This window comes from Cupriavidus pampae (assembly GCF_914271485.1).
Lineage (GTDB): Bacteria > Pseudomonadota > Gammaproteobacteria > Burkholderiales > Burkholderiaceae > Cupriavidus > Cupriavidus pampae.
The window spans coordinates 239,896-260,752 of the sequence record NZ_CAJZAG010000006.1 but is presented as its reverse complement, the minus strand read 5'-3'; the positions used below and the strand labels follow the sequence as shown (position 1 = coordinate 260,752).

Below are 20,857 nucleotides of genomic sequence, written 5' to 3'. Positions count from 1 at the left end.
CTCCAACGATTCCGCAGTGCAGTTCGTACGCATGCGCTCGCGTGCGTTTGAATTCGTCTTTGCACGCCTGCGTGCGTAGTTTGAACGGCACCGCGTCTGGCCGCGCGGCTACCGTCTGAATCGGGCCAGCCATGTTTGGAACGACCGCTCTATTGACGCTCGGTCGCGCCAGCGGCGAGAGTCCGAGCACCGAGAAAGATCCGGATATACCGGGTCGCCGGCATAAGAAATGGAGACACCATGAACCAGCCGACGCAGCGACGCCCGTCGTTTCGCCATGCATTCCTTGCCGCAACCGGGGTAGGTCTTTCGCTTGCACTTGCCGCCTGCGGCGGTGGTGACGGCGATCCCACCAGCTCTCCCGCAGCCGCGAATCAGCAATGCGCCCAGACCAACAGTTGCCCTGACTCGGGACCCGCGCAGAACCAGCCCGTGGCGGCACTGTGCCCCGCTTCGCTCGACTACGGCACCGTGTACACCGGTGGCTCCGGCGCCGGCGAGTTCGTGAAGATGCAGTTCGACACCACCGCGGGCACCTACCGCATCCAGATCATCGAGTCGGCAATTCCGAAGAAGCCCGGCGATGTGCAACCGACGCGTGCGGGCGTGACGCTCGAAGGTACCTTCACGCATCCCGACAAGCCGCTGCCCACGCCCGCGCAGAATGCATGCGCGTTGCAGCTCAAGACCGTTACCGCCTCCGATGGCGCGTCGCAGGCCATCATCGATCCGGCCAATCCGCCGATCGTGTTCGTCGGCAACGGCGTGGCTGGTGGCGGCATTCCGGGCGCGACCATCGCGTTCGACGGCATCTTCGGCATTGGCGTGATTCCGCCCAAGACGTTCCCGATCTATCCGGTGCTCGCGTTCGCGCAGACCGAGAGCGACTTCAGCAAGGTGGCCGGGTCGTACAACATGATCGGTTACCACATCGTACCGTCGGGCGCGTCGATCCTCGATGGCGACAAGTTCATCGCGGCGACCAAGACGTCCACCGAGACCATCAACGCCGATGGCACCTGCACGCCAGCGGCCGGTACGGACTGCTTCTCGACTGGCCAGCCGTGGAAGCCGCGCGCGCAGCACGACGGCGCGTTCGAAAGCACCAACACCGACAAGACGAAGCACTACCCGTACTTCTGGAAGGAATCGGTCACCACCGACCAGAGCAGCCAGGCCAAGGGCGTGCTCGTGATCGGCAAGCTCGAAGGCAAGCTCGTGCCGCTGGTCATTCGCGTCGGCTACGCGATCGCGGACCTGACCACGTTCGAGATCGTGATCGATGACGAGTCCGGTCTCGCGCTGCTCGCGCCCAATGTCAAGACCACCACCGCGGTGCTCAACGGCAGCTATATCGGTTCGGGCAGTGATCTCAAGTACGTGTCGTCGATCGTGCAGAACAACGTGGTGGCGCTGATCGATCCGCAGGACGCGTCGCTGCATCCGCTCGGCGCCTATCAGATGGACCTGACGCAGAACGCGCCGGGCTTCGTCAACACCGTCGATAACAGCGGACAGGCCGGCCAGATGATCACCAGTGGCCCCGTGTTCGCCCATCTGTATGGCGACCCCGTCAATCCCACGTTCCGCGTGAGTGTGGTGGCAAGTCGCTGAGCAATCCCCCGTCGTATCACCGCCCATTACAGAAGCGCCCGCAGGGAATCCCCGCACGGGCGCCCCACAAGGAGACTGGCCATGGAGAGAGAAGCCATGCAGCAGCATGCCGCATTGCGTCGCCCCTTTGACAACCGCGGCGTCACGCGCATCGCACAACGCTGGCTGCCGCGCGCGCTGCTCGCGGCGGGCACCGTGCTCGCGCTGGCCGCATGCGGCGGTGGCGAAGGTGGAGGCTCGTCCTCGGCCGCGCCGGCCTCGACCGTCGTGCGGCTGTGCCCGGCGACGGTCAACTACTCGACGCCATACCTCGGCGGCACCGGCTCAGGCGAACTCGTAAAGGTACAGATCGACACGAAGCAGATGACGTGGGCCGTGACGTTCCTCGACTCGTCGGTACCGCGCACCACGGGCACGGTACAGCCGACGCGCTCGGACACGACCAGCGGCTCCAACATGATGTCGGGCACCCTGACGCAGGAGACTGGCCTGCCCACCGACAAGCTCAACCAGTGCGCGTTCCGGCTCAATGGTGCGAGTCTCGATCCCGCGCGACCAGCGCGTCTGTTCCTTGGTGAAGGCGTGATGGGCGGCACGATCCCTGGCGCGCGCATCCAGTTCAACGGCGTGGCCGGTGCGGGCGCGGTGCCCGACACCACGTTCCCGTACTTCCAGTTCATCGGCTTCTCGCAGATCGAGAGCGACCTCACAAAGGTGGCGGGCAACTACAACGGCTCGGGCTTCCACGAGGTGCCGTCGAAGGGCTTCCAGTGGGTGGGGCAGGACTACCGCATGGCACTGGCGGCCGACGGGTCGTTCACCGTATGCGACAACGCGATGGGCGGCACGTGCCGGCAGAAGGGCAACAAGTTCACCGTGCATGCGAGCGGGGCGTTGCTGTCGACCAACTATGAGGGAGAGTTGCCACCGACGCTGGGCGGCACGCAGGGGCACGCGTACCTGATTGTCGGCAAGCTGCGCGGTGCGCTGGTGCCGGTGATGATTCGCGTGGGCTATGCGAACTCCTCGTTCACCAATCTGCAGCCGATCGGCGCCGACGACGAGATTGGCATCGGCATGATGGCGCCGGCGGTCTCCACCACGCAGGGCGCGGTCAATGGCGAGTATATCGGTGTGGATAGCGACTTCGAGTACCGCACGACGGCGCTCGTGGGACAGGATGCCGCGATGCTCGACCCGTTCCGTGCCTCCGATGCGACCCGCGCGATCGCGCTCAAGCTCGACTACTCGCAGACCATGCCGGGGGTTGTCACAACCTTGCGCAAGGACGGCACGGCGACCACGCCGGTCGGCAAGTTCATGTTCACGGGCGGCGTGTTCGGTTGTCTCGAAACGCGTAGCGGTTCGCCGTACTTCACCATCGGCGCATTCGTCGAATGAGCACCGGAGAGAAATCGATGAATGTGCAATCGCAACGGATGGGTCGGCTGACGCGTCTGCTGGCTGGCGTGGCGCTGTGCGCCACATGCATGACGTGCGCGGCGCCGGCGCTCGCGCAGAAGGCCGGCGACAACGTGGTGTCGGCGGGATGGTTCTATATTCAGACACGCGGTGTGAGTCCGCCGCTCACGACCAATGTGGTCGATGTGCCGATCAACTATCCGCTTGGTCTGCCGAGCACGTTCTCGGCGCCGGGCAGCGGCCTGTCGACGTCGAACGCGAGCACGCTCGGTCTGACGTTCAGCCACTTCGTCACGGACCATATCGCGCTCACCGGCGTCGGCGGCATTCCGCCCGAGTTCAAGCTGTATGGGCACGGCGAGCTGATTCCGCCGGGGCCGGCGGGCGCGCTGGGGCATCAGAGCCTGGGCGATCCGTCGCTGAACCCGATCATCACGCGCGCGCGACAGTGGAGTCCGGCAGCGATCGTGCAGTATCACTTTATGGATCCGGATTCGCGGTTGCGGCCGTTTCTGGGGGTGGGGGTGTCGTATAACTTCTTTACCGACATTCGCATCAATCCCGCGTTCGAGGCGTCGGTGAACAACAACCTCGGGGCGATTCTGGCGGCTGGCGCGGGCATTCCGGGGCCGACCAGCGTGCATGCGGATGCGTCGTCGTCGTGGGCACCCGTGTTCAACGTGGGGGGCACGTATAACTTTGACGAGCACTGGGGGGTAACGGCGGCGGTGACCTACATTCCGCTCAAGTCGACGTCGACGATGACGATCAAGGCGTCGGATGGGACGACGTTGTCCACATCGAAGACGAAGCTGGATCCGAAGCCGGTGATTTTCTTTATGGCGGCGACGTACAAGTTTTGAGGAGCGCCCTCTCCCAGGAGGAGAGGGCGTACGGCAGCTTACTGCACGGCGCTCTCGTTGAGGCCGCCGCCCAGTGCGCGGTACAGGTCGATCGCGTTGACCAGCCGCAACTGGCGCGCCTGCACCAGCGCCTGTTCGGCATTGAACAACTGCCGCTGTGCATCGAGCTCGTCCAGATAGCTCGCCACGCCCGAACGGAAACGCATGCGCGACAGTTCGAAGCGCGCGGCTTCGGCGTCGCGTTGCTGGGCCTGACCGGCTACCTGCTCCTCGAGCGTGCCACGCGCCACGAGCGCGTCAGCGACCTCGCTGAACGCCACCTGAATCGTCTTCTCGTAGTTCGCGATCTCGATGCTCTTGCGTACCTTGGCCAGCTCGAGATTCGACAGATTCCGGCCCGTATCGAAGATCGGCAGCACCAGTTGCGGCGAGAACGACCACGTCTTGGTGCCCGCATCGAACAACCCGGACAATGTCGGGCTCAGCGTGCCCGCATTGGCCGTCATCGTGATGCGCGGGAAGAACGCCGCGCGCGCCGCGCCGATATTCGCGTTGGCCGACAACAGTTGCTGCTCGGCCTGGCGGATATCGGGACGTTGCTCAAGCAGGCTCGATGGCAATCCTTCCGGAATGTCGCTGATGATCCGTTCATCGGACAGCTTCATCGGCGCGGGCAAATCGGCGATCTCGGCGAGCGGCTTGCCCACCAGCACCTCGAGCGCATTCTGCGCCTGCGCACGTTGCCGCGCGAGCTGTGCCGCCGCGACGCGTGCCTGGGCCACCAGCGATTCGTTATCGCGCAGATCGAGCGCCGACGTCGCGCCCGCATCGAAGCGCCGCTTGGCGAGGTCGTACGTACTCTGGCGCGCCGCCAGCGTGTCGCGCGCGATATCGTACTGTTCGGCCAGCGCACGCTCCGACAGGTAGGCCTTGGCGACTTCCGACACCAGCGAAATCTGCGCCGCGCGCCGCGCCTCTTCGGTGGAGAAGTACTGTGCAAGCGCCGCATTGGACAGGCTGCGCACACGCCCGAAGAAGTCGAGCTCGTACTGCGAGATGCTGAGCCCCACCTGATAGGTGCTACCGGTGAACGTCTGCGCGCCGCTCGAACCAGGCACGACCGACAGCGACGAGAACTGGCCGCGCTGGAATGCGGCATTGCCGTTGAGGGTCGGCAGCAGGTCCGCGCGCTGTATCTGATACTGCGCGCGCGCTTCCTCGATGCGCAACGCGGCAGTACGCAAGTCGCGGTTGTTGTCGAGCGCGGTGGCGATCAGCCCTTGCAGGCGCGGATCGCGGAAGAAGTCACGCCAGCCGATATCGGCCGCGCGGCGCGTCTCGCCGCTCTTCACCTCTGCGGCCGCGTAGCCCTCCGGCGCGGCCGGATAGGCCCCCGCGACGGGCGCGGCAGGGCGGTCGTATTTCGGCGCGAGCGTGCAACCCGAGAGCACGCCCGCCACCAGCAGCCATGTGGTCAGGGTCTTGGTCATGTCAGTTTTCCTCTTTCGGGTCCAGCCGCATCTTGTCGAGCTCCTGTTGGCGTTCGCTGCCCGGGAAGCGCTTGCGCACCACCACGAAGAACACCGGCACCAGGAAGATCGCCAGCAGCGTCGCCGCGATCATACCGCCCATCACGCCGGTGCCGATCGCGCGTTGGCTGCCCGAACCCGCGCCCGTGGCGATGGCCAGCGGCAGCACGCCGAGGATGAACGCCATCGACGTCATCAGGATCGGACGGAAGCGCAGATGCACGGCCTCCAGCGTCGCGTCGATCAGGCTGCGGCCCTGCGCCTGCAGGTCCTTGGCGAACTCGACGATCAGAATCGCGTTCTTCGCCGACAGGCCGATCGTCGCGATCAGGCCCACCTTGAAGTAGACGTCGTTGGGCATGCCGCGCAATGTCACGCCGATCAGTGCGCCGAGCACACCGAGCGGCACCACCAGCAGCACCGCCACCGGGATCGACCAGCTTTCGTACAGCGCCGCCAGGCACAGGAACACGATGATCAGCGACAGCGTGTACAGGATCGGTTCCTGCGCACCCGCCAGGCGTTCCTCGTACGACTGACCCGACCATTCGAAGCCGAAGCCCGGTGGCAGCTTGGTGAAATTCTCTTCCATCACGCGCATCGCTTCGCCAGTACTCTGGCCCGGCGCGGCCTGACCGGCGATCTTCACCGCCGGCATGCCGTTATAACGCTCGAGACGCGGCGAACCCATGATCCACTTCGACGTGGAGAACGCCGCGAAGGCCACCATGTCGCCGTTGCCATTGCGCACGCGCAGCTTGCTCAGGTCGTCGGGCAGACGGCGGTCCGCGCCTTCTGCCTGCACGATCACGCGGCGCACGCGGCCTTCGTAGATAAAGTCGTTCACGTACGACGAGCCGAATGCAATCGACAGCGTGGCGTTGATATCGGCCACCGACACGCCCAGCGCGCGCGCCTTCTCGCGATCGATATCGATGCGCAGCTGCGGCGCGTCTTCCTGGCCTTCCGGCCGTACGCCCGCCAGCACCTTCGACTGCGCGGCCATGCCGAGCATCTGGTTGCGCGCTTCCATGAGCTTCTCATGGCCCTGGCCCGTGCGGTCCTGCAGGCGGAAGTCGAAGCCCGACGAATTGCCGAGTTCCGAGATCGCGGGCGGGTTGAGCGGGAAGATGATCGCGTCCTTGATGAACGACAGCGCGCCGAACGCACGGCCGGTCAGCGCCTGCGCCGTTTCATCGGCACCGCTGCGCTCCTTCCAGTCCTTCAGGCGCACGAACGCGATACCGCCGTTCTGGCCACGGCCGAAGAACGAGAAGCCCGCCACCGTGATCATCTGATCGACGACTTTCGACTCCTTCTGCAGGTAGTAGTCCTCGATCTGCTTGAGCACGCCGATGGTGCGATCCTGCGTGGCGCCCTGCGGCAGCTGCACGACCGTGATCATGTAGCCCTGGTCCTCATCGGGCAGGAATGACGACGGCAGGCGCTGGAACAACAGCACCACACCGGCGACGATCAGCGCGTACAGAATCAGGTAGCGCGCCGAGCGACGGATCACGCGGGCGACGATGCCCTGATAGCCGGTGGACGCGCGCGCGAACGTGCGGTTGAACCAGCCGAAGAAGCCCTTCTTCTCGTGATGGTGGCCGGCCTGCACCGGCTTCAGCAGCGTGGCGCACAGTGCCGGCGTCAGCGTCAGCGCGAGCAGCGTGGAGAACGCCATCGACGAGACCAGCGACAGCGAGAACTGGCGATAGATATTGCCGACCGAACCCGAGAAGAACGCCATCGGGATAAACACCGCGACCAGCACCAGCGAGATACCGACGATGGCGCCGGTGATCTGGCCCATGGCCTTGCGCGTCGCCGCGCGCGGCGACAGGCCTTCCTCGCTCATGATGCGCTCGACGTTCTCCACCACGACGATCGCATCGTCCACGAGAATGCCGATCGCCAGCACCATGCCGAACATGGTCAGTACGTTGATCGAGAACCCGAAAGCCAGCATCGCGCCAAATGTACCCAGTAGCGCAATCGGCACCACCAGCGTCGGAATGATCGTCGCGCGGATGTTCTGCAGGAACAGGTACATCACCAGGAACACCAGCAGCACCGCTTCCAGCAGCGTCTTGATGACTTCCTCGATCGAGATCTTCACGAACGCCGACGTGTCGTATGGAATGCTGTACTCGTAGTCGGTCGGAAAATACTTGGCCAGCTCGTCCATACGCGCGCGCACGGCGTTGGCGGTGGCCAGCGCGTTGGCGGCCGGGGCCAGCTTGATGGCGATGGCCGAGGCCGGCTTGCCGTTGGTACGCGCGAGCGTCGAATAATCGGCGCCGCCGAGTTCCACGCGGCCCACGTCCTTGATGCGCACCGACGAACCATCGGGATTCACGCGCAGCAGGATGTTGGCGAACTGCTCGGGCGTGGTCAGCCGGCTTTCGGTGTTGACGGTCGCGTTGAGCTCGGTGCCCTTTGGTGACGGCGTGCCACCCAGCTCGCCGACGGCGACCTGGATGTTCTGCTCGGACACCGCAGCGGTGACGTCGAGCGGCGTCAGGTTGTAGCCGGTCAGCTTGGCCGGATCGAGCCACACGCGCATGGCGTACTCGGTACCGAACAGATCGGCCGCACCCACGCCGGGCACGCGCCGGATCGAGTCCACCACCTGCGCCGAGACGAAGTTGCCGAGCGCGATCGCGTCGCTATTGCCGGACTTCGACTGGACCGTGATGAACATCATGTAGTTGTTCCCGGCCTTGTCGACGCGCACACCCTGCTGGCGCACCTCCGCCGGCAGACGCGCTTCCACGCGCTTGAGGCGGTTCTGCACCTCCACCGAGTTCAGGTCGGCGTTGGAGCCCGGCGCGAACGCGATGTTGATCGTCGCAAGGCCAGTGGCCTCGCTCTGCGATTCGTAGTACAGCAGGCTGGGCGCGCCGTTGAGCTCCTGCTCGATCACCGTGGTGACCGAGTCCTCGAGCGTCTTCGCGGATGCGCCGGGGTACGTTGCCGAAACCGTGATGATCGGCGGTGCGATATTGGGGTACTGCGCGATCGGCAACTGCAGGATCGACAGCAACCCGCCGAGTCCGATGATCAGCGCGAGTACCCACGCGAACACCGGCCGGTCGATGAAAAACTTGGCCATGGAACTGGCTCCCTTCTGATTGGGTCAGGCTGCGATCAGCCTTGCTTGGCGGCGGCCGCGTCGGCGGTCTTGGGCTGCTGGAACGGCACGGCCTTGGCCGGCGCGCCCGCGCGGACCTTCTGCAGGCCTTCGACGATCACCTGCTCGCCGCCCTTGAGACCGTCGGACACCACCCAGCTGTCGCCCACCGCCTGCGTCGCCGTCACCGGCAAGCTGGCCACATTGCCGTCCTTGCCGACGACCATCACGCTGGCGCCCTGCGCGGTGCGGATCAGCGCGCGTTGCGGCACGGTCAGCGCGTTCTCGTCCACACCCTGTTCGACCTTCACGCGCACGAACGTGCCCGACAGCAGCTCGCGCTTCGCGTTCGGAAATTCCGCGCGCAGCGTGATCGCGCCGGTGGTCGGATCGACGGTCATGTCGGAGAACAGCAGCTTGCCGGTCTGCGCATACTCGCGATCGCTGCCCTCGACGAACAGGTGCACACGCGCGCCGCCGTTGACGGATTTGACCTCGCCCGCCTCGATCTGGCGGCGCAGGCGGGCCACATCGGCCGCGGGCTGCGTGAACGTGACCCAGATCGGATCTACCTGCTCGACCAGCGTCAGCTTGGTGGCCTCGCCCTTGCCGACCAGCGCGCCCTCGGTCACGAGGGCACGACCCACGCGGCCCGAGATCGGCGCGGTGACGGTGGTGTAGCCGAGGTTGATCTGCGCGGTGGTCACGGCGGCCTTGGCCGACGCGATGTCCGCGTTGGCCTGACCGGCAGCGGCCACGGCTTCGTCGTATTCCTGCTTGCTGACGGCATTGACGGCCACCAGCGGCTTGTAGCGCTCGGCCTTCTGGCGCGCGGACACCGCGTTGGCCTCGGCACGCTCGAGCGATGCCTTCGCGGACGCGAGCTGCGCCTGGTACGGCGCCGGGTCGATGCGGAACAGCACCTGGCCGGCGCGCACTTCACCGCCTTCGGTGTAGTTGCGCGACAGTACGATGCCTTCCACGCGCGCGCGCACTTCGGCAGTCCGCACGCCTTCGAGGCGGCCCGGCAGCTCGTTGATCACGGCGACCGGGCGCGGGGTGACGGTCACCACGCCAACTTCGGCGGGCGGCATGGCGCCGCCCTGCGGTGCCTTCTCGCCACACGCGGCGAGCGTCAGGACCGCGGCACCGGCGGCGAGATAGTGAATAAGTCGGGTCTGGCTCATCGATCACCCCATCTGGAGATTGGAATCTTGTGCTGAGTGCGGCGCGCCGTGCACGCGGGGCACCTCATGGACGGCGGCAGCGGTCGGCGAGGGCAGGCAACGCAGGCGGAAACATCAGGCGGGCAGCCGTCCGGGCTGAGAGAAGTGGCCGCCTCGTTCTGGCAGAAAGGGCAGCGTCATGAGTGGCCGGACGGCGAAACAGCGCGTAGTATATATACATTCAAGCATGTATGTTAAGTGTTTCGTCAAACATTGTTGGAGTCCCAGGCACATTTGCCCCAAGGTGGGGCATGGGAAACATGGTGTTGACGAGCACAAACGCTGCGGCCGGGGTACGATGCCGGCCGTCAACGCGGGATGACCGCGCCTTGATCGCGACGATGAGGGCATCAAAAACGAGGCACCAGGAAAGACATGGTCAGACGTACCAAGGAAGAGGCGCTGGAAACGCGCAACCGGATACTCGACGCGGCGGAAACGGTTTTCCACACGCGCGGCGTGGCGCGCCCGTCGCTCGCCGATATCGCCGAGGCGGCCGGGGTGACGCGCGGCGCCATCTACTGGCACTTCAAGAACAAGAGCGACGTGTTCGCGGCGATGGTCGATCGCGTGAACCTGCCTGTGGAAGCCCTCTGCGATCCCGAGCGGATCGCGCGGCATGAAGATCCGCTGGGTGGGGTGCGCGATATCTGCGCGTTCGTGTTCCGCCAGACCGTGGTCAATCCGCAGTGGCGGCGGATCTTCGAGATCCTGTTCCACAAGTGCGAGATGGTGCAGGACAACGGCGCGATCTTCGAGCGCCAGCGGCAATCGCATCAGGAAGGTATCGCCAAGATCCGCGAGCATCTGCGGCTGGCCACCGAGCGCGGGCAACTGCCCGCCGACCTCGACCTGGATTTTGCGGTCAATGCGTTCCACGCGGCCATCGGCGGCGTGCTGGCGCACTGGCTGTTCTGCCCCACCGACTTCGACCTCGCCGGCCAGGCCGAGCGCATGGCCGATGTGTTTATCGATACGCTGCGCTTTTCGCCGGCGTTGCGACACGGCTACGTCGCGCGTCCGCTTGCGGAAGCCGAACTCGATGCGGAAGTGGCTACGTTCTGCGAGGCGCAGGCCCGGCAGCAGTCGCTGGCGGAATAACGCTCAGCCGCGCAATCAACCCCGGAGAGCCTCGTTCCAGCGCGCGAGAAATGCACGCTTGCGCAAGGCGTCCTGCCCGGCCAGCAGGCCCGGCCCCACGCTGATTGGCTTGAGCGTGTAGCCAAGCCGCTCGGCTAGCGCCACCGGAGTCTGGCTGCTCTCCATATCGCTGCGAATCGTGTACAGCTGCGAGGTCGAGCGGGCCAGCAGCGCCTGTCCTTCACGCGAGATCAGGAAATCCAGCCACAGCCGCGCCGCATTGGGCCGCGGCGACTTGCGCGCGATAAAGGCCACGCGCGACATCACCAGCGTGTAGTCGCGCGGTGCGATCACGCCGATTTCCGCGCCGCGCTCCATCAGCGACAACGCATACGATCCCAGCACGTTGTAGCCGAGCACGAACTCGCCGCGCGCGATGCGCTCGATCATGTCCACCGACGACACCGACAGCTTCGCCTGCGCGCGGCCCAGCGCCTGCGCGAGATACCAGAACTCGTTGCCCATGCGCGCGTCCTGCTGCGCGAACAGATACCCGATGCCCGAGCGTTCGATGTCGTAGGTGACCACGCGACCGCGCCATAGCGGCCCGTGCTCCTGCATCAGCTGCGCCAGGCCGCTGCGACTGCCCGGCATCCGCGTGTCGCTGAAATGCCGGCGGTTGTAGACAATCACCGCCGGTTCGAAGGTGGTGCCCCACGCTTCGTCGCGCCAGACGGCCCAGCCCGGCAGCGCGGTGCGCTCGGGCGACTCGTAGCGTTGCGCATAACCGTCGTTGACGAGCTTGATCTGCAGATCCATCGCCGTGCTCCACAGCACGTCCGCGCAATCGGCATCGCGCGGCGGACGGCCGGCGCCCAGCCGCGCGGTCTCGGCCAGGAAGCGTTCGTGCAGATCGACAGTATTGAGATCGCGGTATTGCACGCGCACGCCCGGATAGCGGGCCTCGAAGCCATCGATCAGGGGGCGCACGATGTCGCTGTCGGTGGACGCGTACACGGTGACACCGCCCTCGTGCAGCGCGCGCGAGATGATGCCTTCGTACTCCGCCGGATAACCGGCTGGCGGTGCGCCCGCCGGACGCGAAGCCGTGCTCTGTGCGCGGGCCATGGACGGCAGCGCCGCCAGCATGGTGGCGGCGGCCCCCGCTTCGAGCAGGCGTCGCCGCACCGGCAGCACTGGATGCGCGGCGGGAGTCCGTTCGTTCGGCGGTACGGTGAGCGGCGTGGGCGGCGAGAGCGGCGTGAGCGACATGGCGGCAGGGGCGACACCCTTGGCGGGGCGGCGTTATTATAGGCGCCCCCGGACGCGTCCCGCATCCGGGTTGCCGACCGGGCGGAGGAGGCCCCGCATGCGCATCCTGCTGGTGGAAGATGAAGTGGAACTGGCCCGCTGGGTCGCGCGCGCGCTCGAGCAGGGCGGCTTCGTCATCGAACACGTGGCGGACGGTCTGCAGGCCGAGGCCCGGTTGATGGCCGAGGAATACGACACCGTGGTGCTGGACCTGCGTCTGCCCGGCAAGGATGGCCTCGCGGTGCTCAAGGCCATGCGCGGTCGCGACGATCGCACGCCGGTGCTGATCCTGACCGCGCAGGACACGCTCGACGAGCGCGTGCGCGGCCTGAACCTTGGCGCCGACGACTACCTGCCCAAGCCGTTCGCGATTGCCGAACTCGAGGCGCGCATCCTCGCGCTGATCCGGCGCAGCCGCGGGCGCGCGCATCCGCGCCTGCAATGCGGCGCGCTGGTGTTCGATGGCGAGACGCGCAGCTTTACGCTCGGTGGCGCGCCGCTTGCCCTGACGCCGCGCGAGTCGACGCTGCTCGGCGCGTTGCTCGCGCGCAGCGGTCAGCCGCTGACCAAGGCGCAGCTGCTCGACAAGGTGTTTTCGCTCGACGCCGATGTCAGCCCCGATGCAATCGAAGTGCTGGTCTATCGTCTGCGCAAGAAGCTCGCCGGGCATGGTGTGACGATCGTCACGCTGCGTGGCTTTGGCTATCTGCTGGAACCCGAGGCCGAGGCCTGACATGTGGCGCCGGCATCTGCGCGCGCCCGCGCGCTTGCCCTTGCGATTGTGGCTGCGTGGCAGCCTGCGGCGCCAGCTGCTGTTGCTGTTGGTGCCGGCATTGGTCGCGATCACGGCGATCGACTCCTGGTTCACGTACGACACGCTGCGCGATGCGGCCAACACGGCCTACGATCGTTCGCTGTACGGCTCGGTGCGCACCATCGACAATGCAATCGGCATGGCCGGCGAAAGCGTGCAGCTGTCGCTGCCCGACGCCGCGCTGGAGATGTTCGAGACCGCCGCGCAGACGCATGTGTTCTATCGCGTGTCGATCGAACGCGCGGGGGTGGTCGACACCATCACCGGCTATGACGATCTGCCGTTGCCCGCCGGGGCGCTCGTCAACAACGAACCGCGCTTCTACGATGCGACGTATCGCGACGAAGCGGTGCGCATCGCCGCGATGGCGCGACCGGTGTACCGGCCCGATGCGCATCTGCGCGTGATCATCCAGGTGGCCGAGACCGCCGAGCCGCGCACGGCGTTGATCTCGCGCGTGTGGCGTAGCGCGCTGGCGCGCGATACCGTGCTGATCGTGCTGTCCGCGCTGATCCTCGTCGGCGGCATTACCTATGTGCTGCGTCCGCTGGCGCGCGTGCGCAACGATGTGCGCGCGCGCTCGCCAGACGACCTCACCCCGCTCGCGTTCGACCATGTGCCCGTGGAAGTACGGCCGCTCGTCGACGCGGTGAACATGCACGTGGCACGCTCCGAGGCGATGGCCCAGGCGCAGGCGCAGTTCATCGCCGATGCCGCGCATCAGCTGCGCACGCCGCTTGCCATTCTCAAGACGCAGGCCGAATTCGCGCAACGCCAGCTCGCGCATCGCGGCGACCCGCAAGACGTGCAGGCCGCGCGCGAAGCGGTGGGTGCGATCGAGGCACAGCTTGGGCAGGCGGCGCGGCTGACCAACCAGCTGCTGGCGCTCGCGCGTGTGCGCCGCGACGGTGCGGTGGCAGTGGAGGCCGTGGACGTGATCGATGCGGTCGCCATCGCGGAGCAGGTGGCGCTCGACTATCTGCCGCTTGCACGCGGCAAGCAGCAGGACTTCGGCTGGGAACGGCCCGCGGGGTTACAGCTGCCGGTCCGCGCGGATGGCGCGTTGTTGCGCGAAGCCTTGGCGAACCTCGTGCACAACGCCATTCAATACTCGCCGCGCGGCAGCCGTATCACGCTCTCCGCGATGCGGGCGGGTGAGCAGGCGCTGCTGATGGTGGAGGACGACGGGCCGGGCATTCCGCATGACGAACGCGAGAAGGTATTCGCGCGCTTCTACCGTCGCGTTGGCCACGCCGAGCCAGGGTCGGGCCTCGGCCTCGCGATCTCACGCGAGATGGCGGCGCGTTTCGGCGGCAGCGTGACGTTCGAGGACGCCACGCAGGGCAAGGGCGTGCGCGCGGTGCTGGCGTTGAAGCTAGCATGAGGGCTGCCCTCACCCCCGGCCCCTCTCCCCGAGGGAGAGGGGAGAAAACAATTGGTGAATTAACCTTTCACCCTCTCCCCCGGCCCCTCTCCCTCAAGGGAGAGGGGAGCAAGACGCTGGTGTGCGAGCCATTGCGACCTCTCACGCAGAGAGAGAGGGGGCAAACAATACGGCGATCGCAGGTGAGCGCCACTACTTGCGCACCACCGCGTCCTCGCACGGGTCCTTGCGCGCGATGACGGGCACGCGGATGACGGCGTCGTAGCCGCTCGCCACCGTATTGCTCTCCTCGAGATAACCAATGCTGAGCACGGTGGCCTTGTTCCCCGCGATCCAGCGCGGCACGCCCAGATCGCGGCGTACGTGGCCATTGCCCGCGATCAGCACCGCGCCGCGCTCGGCATAGGGCTGCATCGTCGCGGCCATCATCGCGTCGCGCGCGGCCTGCGCGTTCAGCATGCCCGGCAGCATCTGGCGCGGGAACAACCCGCAGTGGCCCGCATCGAGTTCGGTCGACTGCGCGGAGACGAGATCGGCCGGCATCGGCTTGTCGAGACCGAGGGCTTTCTGCTGGCCGACATTGAACACGCTACCCAGCCCGCCGCGCACAATGCGGCTGGCGTCGGCACGCGACAGATTGGCCGCGAGCAGTGGCAGGTCGTATTGCAGCGCCAGCGCTACGACGGGCCGATAAAGCGGCCATTGCCACGCGTTGCCACTACCGGCAGCCTGTGCGATCACGTAGTCCGGATCGTCAGGACGCTCGCGCCGCGCGCGATCGAGATCACCCTGACGCTCGCGGTCGAACTGCTCCATGGCGATGGCCGGCCGCCAGCCGGCCTGCACCGCCCGCGTCAGCGCGTCGAGCCGCTGCTGCTGGCCTTCGGCGTTGTCGTGCACCTCACCCAGCAATACGTACGACTTGCCCTTGAAGGTCTTGCTGACGTCTTCAGGCGAGGGCGGCGTGCCGGCGCAGCCGGCCAGGACGAGCGCGCAGGTCAGCGCGATCATGCGAATACTCATGGTTTGCCGGTCTCCGGTACGGTCTCGGGTACATACACGATCGATCCATCCTTCATGCGATAGGCGACACCCGCCTTGACGCCGTCGCCGCTGCCCGGCTGGCCGGTACCCTGATAGCGCACGACCTTCTGCCCCTGGCGCGACACGATCTCCATATCGGGCTGACCGGGCCGCGTAATGACGGTGACGTCCTCGTGCGTGAACGGGTTCATCGGATTGCGCGCGATCGCGATCAGCAGCGCGGCGATAACCACCAGGAACACGTCGATCAGGTTCACCACCGACAGGATCGGATCGTCGGCTTCGCTCTCGTCGAGGAACTTCATGCGGCAGTACTCCGCGCGGCGCGCATGCGACCGAGCCACACGAGTTCCTCCGCCAGCCAGCGGCGCCGCACGTTGACCACCCAGAAGGTGATGCTGGCCGCGATCAGCGCGAGGATGACTGCCGAGAATGCGATGGTCAGGTTCTCGCCGACGTTGGCAAGGTCGCCACCGGACAGGCTCTTCAGGGCCGGCCCCATTGGAATCATGGTCGCCACGAGGCCCAGCATCGGCGCCACGCGCGTGGCGATGCGTGCCCGTTCGAGCAGCCGGTGCGCCGCCACGTCGAGCGCTTCGGCGTCGTCTTCGTCATGCCGCCGCGCCCATGCCACAAGCGCGTAGCCGCGCCCGCTTTCCATCGGGTGCCGCGCGCGCAGCCACGCCTGCATGGCAAAGTCGCCCAGCGCCCAGAACGCGTGGACGAACAGCAGGCCGATCAGTGCCAGGGTCGGGTATAGAAACAGCTGGCCGACCTCATACATGAGGGTTTCAAGCAAGGTGGGTGTCATGGCGTGGGATTCTAAGGCAATTATGTCGGGCCAAAAATGACAGGGGCCGCACAGTGGCGGCCCCTTCCTGCGTGCGGACGCGCGTACCTACCGCTGCGCCACCGCTTCCGCCTCGGCCAGCAGATTGCCTTCCGCATCCATCTGCAGCGGGCCGCTGCCCGAAAAGCGATCGAGCGCGAGGTAGATCACCGGCGTGATGAACAGCGTGATGACCTGCGAGAACAGCAGGCCGCCAACCACCGCGAGGCCAAGCGGCTGGCGCAGTTCGGCGCCCGCGCCAAGGCCGAGCGCTAGGGGCAGGGCGCCCATCACCGCCGCGAAGGTGGTCATCATGATCGGGCGGAAGCGCAGCAGGCACGCCTGCCGGATCGCCTTGCCCGGCGCCATGCCCTGTTCACGCTGCGCCGCGAGCGCGAAGTCGATCATCATGATCGCGTTCTTCTTGACGATGCCAATCAGCATCAGCACGCCGATGGTCGCGATCAGCGACAGCTCGACCTTGAACAGGAACAGCGTCAGCAGCGCGCCGATCGCGGCCGACGGCAGGCCGGCCAGAATCGTCAGCGGATGGATATAGCTCTCGTACAACACGCCCAGCAGCGTGTAGATGACCGCGATGGCCGCTACCAGCAGCACGATCTGCGTGGCCTGCGACGACTGGAACACCGCCGCGTCACCGCCCCAGCTCGGGAAGATCGAGTTGGGCATCTCCATCTCCTTGAGATACCGCTCTATCTTGGTCGAGGCATCGCCCAGCGCCGCGCCCGGGGCGAGGTTGAACGACACCGTGACCGAGGGCAACTGCCCCTGGTGATTGACCGCGATCGGGCCAACGCGCCGTTCGGTGGTCGCGAACGCGGAGATCGGCACCATCTGGCCCGTCTTGCTGCGCACGTACAGCTTGGAGAACGCGGTCTCGTCGGCACGGTCGAGCTCGGCGGCCTGCAGGATCACGTAGTAGTTGTCGATCGGCGTGTAGATCGTCGACACCTGACGTTCACCGAAGGCGGTGTACAACGCCGTGCGCACGTCCTGAATCTGGACGCCCAGCGCGTTGGCCTTGTCGCGATCGATCGTCAGCTGAGCTTCGAGACCGGATTGCTGCGAATCGCTGGTGACGTCGCGGAAGATCGGCTCCGCGCGCATCTTGGCCATCAGGCGATCGGAGTACGACTGCAGCTCGCCGGCCTTCACGCTCTGCAGCGTGTACTGGTAACGGCTCTTGCTCTGGCGGCCGCCGAGGCGCAGGTTCTGCACCGGCGAGAAATACACGGCGAGACCCGGCACCACCGACACGTCCTTGCGCAGCGACTCCACCACCTGCGGCATCTTGGGCCGCTCGCCGAGCGGCTTGAGCTCGACGAACATGCGGCCCGTGTTGATCGCGGGGGAGTTGCCGCCACCAATCGACGCCACCACCGACTTCACCGACGGATTCGCGCGGATGCGCTCGGCCGCGTCGCGCAGACGCGCGGACATCGCGTCGAACGAGATGTCCTGCGGACCTTCCGCATTCACCTGAATCTGGCCGATGTCTTCCTCGGGGAAGAAGCCCTTCGGGATCGTGGCGAACATCACGGCGGTCAGCACAAACGTAAGCGCCGCGATGCAGAGCACGAACGGACGGTGCGCCAGGCACCAGTCGAGTCCACCGGCGTACTTGCGCAGCGTCCAGTTGAACAGGTCTTCGAACCACTGCGTCGAACGCAGGCCGATCGACTGCTTCTGCGGTGCGTGGTGAACTGCCGCAGTGCCCACATAGTCGCCCGCCTTGTCGCCCGCTTTGTCTCCCGCTTTGCTTCCATATGCGTGCTGCGACTCATCGATCGGCACGTTCTCCGCCGATAGGAAGCGCGCGCACAGCATCGGGATCAGCGTCAGCGAGACCAGTGCGGAAACGAGGATCGCCAGCGACACCACCGCCGCGAATTCGTGGAACAGCAGGCCGATCACGCCCGGCATGAAGAAGATCGGGATAAACACCGCCACCAGCGAGATCGAGATCGAGAGGATCGTGAAGCCCATCTCGCGCGAGCCGATCAGCGCGGCCTTGAGCGGCGCCACGCCTTCCTCGATATGGCGCACGATATTCTCGAGCATCACGATCGCATCGTCGACCACGAGGCCCACAGCCAGCGTGATGGCCAGCAGCGACACATTGTCGAGGCTGTAGCCAAGTGCCTTCATCAGCGCGATGGTGCCGATCAGCGAAATCGGTACCGACACGGTCGGGATCAGCGTCGCAGCCGCGCGGCGCAGGAACAGGAAGATCACCAGCACCACCAGCGCGACGGTCAGCGCGAGCGTGAACTGCACGTCATGGATCGATTCGCGGATCGACACCGAGCGATCGTTGACCACGGCCACATTGACCGAGCCCGGCATCTGCTGGATCAGACGCGGTAGCGTGGACTTGATCGAGTCGACCACGGCCACCGTGTTGGCATCGGGCTGACGCAGCACGGTCAGCACGATCGAGCGTTCGTTGTTGAGCCAGCTGCCGGTCTTGATGGTCTCGACGCTGTCCTCCACTTCGGCCACGTCGGAGAGCCGCACGATCGCGCCACTCGGCTGGCTCGCTACGATGATGTTGCGGAACGCCTCGGCGTTGGCGAGCTGGCGGTTGGCCTGGATGGTCAGCGTCTGGCGCGCGCCGTCGAGCGTGCCCACTGGCGTGTTGGTATTGGCACGATTGAGCGCGACCGCGAGTTCGTCAAGCGTCAGGCCGCGCGCAGCCAGTGCGTCGGGCCGCGCGCGCACACGCACCGCAAAACGCTTCTGGCCGAGCACCTGCACCTGCGCGACACCCGGCAGCGTGGCCAGCGTCGGCGAGATCAGGTTATCGCCGAATGCATTCAGCTCGGCCAGACTCATCGCCGGCGAGTTGATCGCCAGCAGGATCACGGGGGCGTCCGCCGGATTCACCTTGCGGTACGACGGCGGCTGCGTCATCTCGATCGGCAGCGTGCGCTGCGCGCGGAACAGCGCGGCCTGCACGTCGACGGCGGCGGCGTCGATCTCGCGATCGTTGTTGAACTCGATCGTGATGCTCGAATTGCCGAGCGTGTTCGACGAGCTGATGACCGTCACGCCCGGGATCGTCGCGAACTGCTTCTCCAGCTGGATCGCCACGGACGCGGCCATGGTTTCCGGACTCGCGCCCGGTAGCGTGGCCGTAACCTGAATCACGGGCGAATTGAAGCTCGGCAGCGCCGCGATTGGAATCGTCGGGTACAGCACGATACCGGTCACGATGACGGCGAGACACAGCAGCACCGTCATGACGGGCCGGCGGATACAAAGCTCGGACAGCGTCATGATGTCAGTGTCCGCCGTTGCCAGCGGCAGGGGCGGAAGCACCGCCAGCCTTGCCTTCGCGCACCAGCGTGCCGGGCCGCAGGTTCTGCGTGCCTTCGGTCACCACGCGCGCGCCGGGCTGCACACCTTCGACAATCGCGGCGGCGGCGGTGGTCGCGACCACCTTGACCGGCACGCGCGCAACCTTGTTATCGGGCTGCACGACGTAGACGAAGCGGCCCTCGGGGCCGGTTACCACCGCCTGCGGCGGCACCGTTAGCGCGTTCTTGAGCGTCTGCACCACCGCGTTGACGTTGGCATACGTGCCCGGCCACAGGCGCGTTTCCTCGTTGTCGAACTGCGCCTTGATGCGGATGCTGCCGTATTGCGGATCCACCGTGTTGTCGATGAACGTGATGCGCCCGACCACCGGGGTCTTGCTGCCGTCGTTCGGCAATGCGGTCACCTTGACGGGACCGGTGCGCAAGGCTTCACGCAACGCGGCGAGCTGACGCTCGGGCAGCGTGAACGTAACGGCGATCGGCGAGATCTGCGCTACGGTGACCATCGATACGGCCGTAGCCGTCGGTGTAACCAGCGAGCCCGGGAACACGTTGATGATGCCGGTTCGGCCGCCAATAGTGGCGCGGATCGACCCATAACTGATGGCGACGCGGCTGGCCTCGATGGCAGCCTGGTCGGCGCGGATTGTCGCCTCGAAACCATCAACCTTGGCCTGTGCGGTGTCCACCGCGCTGCGCGAGATGAAATTACGCTCGAGCAATTCCTGGCTACGCGACAACGTGCGGCGCGCGTCGGCCAGGTCAGCCTGATCGCGCAGCAGCTGCGCGCGGGCGCGTGCCATGTTGGCCTCGTCCATGCGCGAGTCGAGCGAGAACAGCAGATCGCCCGGCTTGACGGTCTGGCCTTCCTTGATATGCACCGATTGGACCGTGCTCGACACCTGCGGCCGTACCTCGACGGTCTGCAGCGCCGTGACGTTGCCGTTGGCGTTGACCTCGAGCGGCACGTCGCCCTGCTGCACGATGGCAGTGGACACCATGATCGCCACCGGCGCCTTGACTTCATGCTTCGGCGCGTACCACGTCTTCCAGCCAAACCAGCCGGCGCCGCCGGCCACGAGTACCACGACTACCGCGATCCACGGCGAAGTCCGGCCGCGCCCCGTACCGGCGGCCGCGCTCCAGTTGCCATCGACAAACCCTTTGGGCTGGTCGATCCCGTCTGTTTTCATGTGAGGACCCTTCTCCACTGCGAACGTCAAACGCTGCTCCCCTGGCGGTCGGTAGCTTCTTGGAGCGACTTCGT

At 66.1% G+C, this 20,857-nt stretch carries 15 protein-coding genes; 6 read left to right on the top strand and 9 right to left on the bottom strand.

Translation table 11 applies throughout. From position 1 onward, the window contains the following. Positions 1-240: 240 nt before the first annotated feature. The 3 genes from LDO41_RS16530 to LDO41_RS16520 all read left to right on the top strand — a co-directional run bounded on the left by LDO41_RS16530 (position 241) and on the right by LDO41_RS16520 (position 3,899). Positions 241-1,614: a DUF2957 domain-containing protein gene (locus tag LDO41_RS16530; protein WP_223990069.1), complete on the top strand. Its 1,374-nt coding sequence runs from the start codon at positions 241-243 to the stop codon at positions 1,612-1,614. A gap of 165 nt (positions 1,615-1,779) precedes the next feature. Then, the gene (locus LDO41_RS16525; RefSeq protein WP_455423710.1) at positions 1,780-3,015 is read left to right on the top strand and encodes a DUF2957 domain-containing protein; all 1,236 of its coding nucleotides are present in this window, start codon (positions 1,780-1,782) and stop codon (positions 3,013-3,015) included. A 38-nt stretch (positions 3,016-3,053) separates the two neighbouring features. Next, positions 3,054-3,899, top strand: coding sequence for an OmpW/AlkL family protein (locus LDO41_RS16520; RefSeq protein WP_377741620.1), 846 nt, complete (start codon positions 3,054-3,056; stop codon positions 3,897-3,899). Between the two features lie 38 nt (positions 3,900-3,937). Here LDO41_RS16520 and LDO41_RS16515 read toward each other — a convergent pair whose 3' ends face one another. The 3 genes from LDO41_RS16515 to LDO41_RS16505 are packed head-to-tail and all read right to left on the bottom strand — an operon-like array spanning position 3,938 to position 9,748. Further along, on the bottom strand, positions 3,938-5,389 hold the full coding sequence (locus tag LDO41_RS16515) for an efflux transporter outer membrane subunit (RefSeq protein WP_223990065.1): 1,452 nt from the start codon (positions 5,387-5,389) through the stop codon (positions 3,938-3,940). A 1-nt stretch (position 5,390) separates the two neighbouring features. Beyond that, complete coding sequence (locus LDO41_RS16510; RefSeq protein ID WP_223990063.1) at positions 5,391-8,543, bottom strand: efflux RND transporter permease subunit; 3,153 nt, start codon at positions 8,541-8,543, stop codon at positions 5,391-5,393. Positions 8,544-8,578: 35 nt separating this feature from the next. Beyond that, positions 8,579-9,748: an efflux RND transporter periplasmic adaptor subunit gene (locus LDO41_RS16505; protein ID WP_223990061.1), complete on the bottom strand. Its 1,170-nt coding sequence runs from the start codon at positions 9,746-9,748 to the stop codon at positions 8,579-8,581. 414 nt (positions 9,749-10,162) lie between these two features. On the opposite strand from LDO41_RS16505, the gene LDO41_RS16500 reads away from it, so the two are divergent. Beyond that, complete coding sequence (locus LDO41_RS16500; protein ID WP_223990059.1) at positions 10,163-10,888, top strand: TetR family transcriptional regulator; 726 nt, start codon at positions 10,163-10,165, stop codon at positions 10,886-10,888. 15 nt (positions 10,889-10,903) lie between these two features. On the opposite strand, the gene LDO41_RS16495 is transcribed toward LDO41_RS16500, so the two are convergent. Continuing rightward, positions 10,904-12,016 carry an ABC transporter substrate-binding protein gene (locus tag LDO41_RS16495; protein ID WP_223990471.1) on the bottom strand — a complete coding sequence of 371 codons (1,113 nt, stop codon included), beginning with the start codon at positions 12,014-12,016 and terminating at the stop codon, positions 10,904-10,906. Positions 12,017-12,236: 220 nt separating this feature from the next. On the opposite strand from LDO41_RS16495, the gene LDO41_RS16490 reads away from it, so the two are divergent. Beyond that, entirely contained in the window at positions 12,237-12,911 is a 675-nt protein-coding gene (locus tag LDO41_RS16490; RefSeq protein ID WP_223990057.1) for a response regulator, read from the top strand. Between the two features lies 1 nt (position 12,912). Beyond that, positions 12,913-14,376, top strand: coding sequence for a sensor histidine kinase (locus tag LDO41_RS16485; protein WP_223990055.1), 1,464 nt, complete (start codon positions 12,913-12,915; stop codon positions 14,374-14,376). A 192-nt stretch (positions 14,377-14,568) separates the two neighbouring features. Here LDO41_RS16485 and LDO41_RS16480 read toward each other — a convergent pair whose 3' ends face one another. The 5 genes from LDO41_RS16480 to LDO41_RS16460 all read right to left on the bottom strand — a co-directional run bounded on the left by LDO41_RS16480 (position 14,569) and on the right by LDO41_RS16460 (position 20,783). Further along, positions 14,569-15,399, bottom strand: a complete 831-nt coding sequence (locus LDO41_RS16480) for a ChaN family lipoprotein (RefSeq protein ID WP_223990053.1) — start codon at positions 15,397-15,399, stop codon at positions 14,569-14,571. Beyond that, complete coding sequence (locus LDO41_RS16475) at positions 15,396-15,725, bottom strand: DUF2149 domain-containing protein (RefSeq protein WP_223990051.1); 330 nt, start codon at positions 15,723-15,725, stop codon at positions 15,396-15,398. The genes LDO41_RS16480 and LDO41_RS16475 overlap by 4 nt, the downstream gene beginning before the upstream one ends. Next, positions 15,722-16,231, bottom strand: coding sequence for a MotA/TolQ/ExbB proton channel family protein (locus tag LDO41_RS16470; protein WP_223990049.1), 510 nt, complete (start codon positions 16,229-16,231; stop codon positions 15,722-15,724). The genes LDO41_RS16475 and LDO41_RS16470 overlap by 4 nt, the downstream gene beginning before the upstream one ends. A gap of 87 nt (positions 16,232-16,318) precedes the next feature. Next, positions 16,319-19,549 carry an efflux RND transporter permease subunit gene (locus LDO41_RS16465; protein ID WP_223990047.1) on the bottom strand — a complete coding sequence of 1,077 codons (3,231 nt, stop codon included), beginning with the start codon at positions 19,547-19,549 and terminating at the stop codon, positions 16,319-16,321. Between the two features lie 4 nt (positions 19,550-19,553). Next, entirely contained in the window at positions 19,554-20,783 is a 1,230-nt protein-coding gene (locus tag LDO41_RS16460) for an efflux RND transporter periplasmic adaptor subunit (RefSeq protein ID WP_223990045.1), read from the bottom strand. Positions 20,784-20,857: the final 74 nt, after the last annotated feature.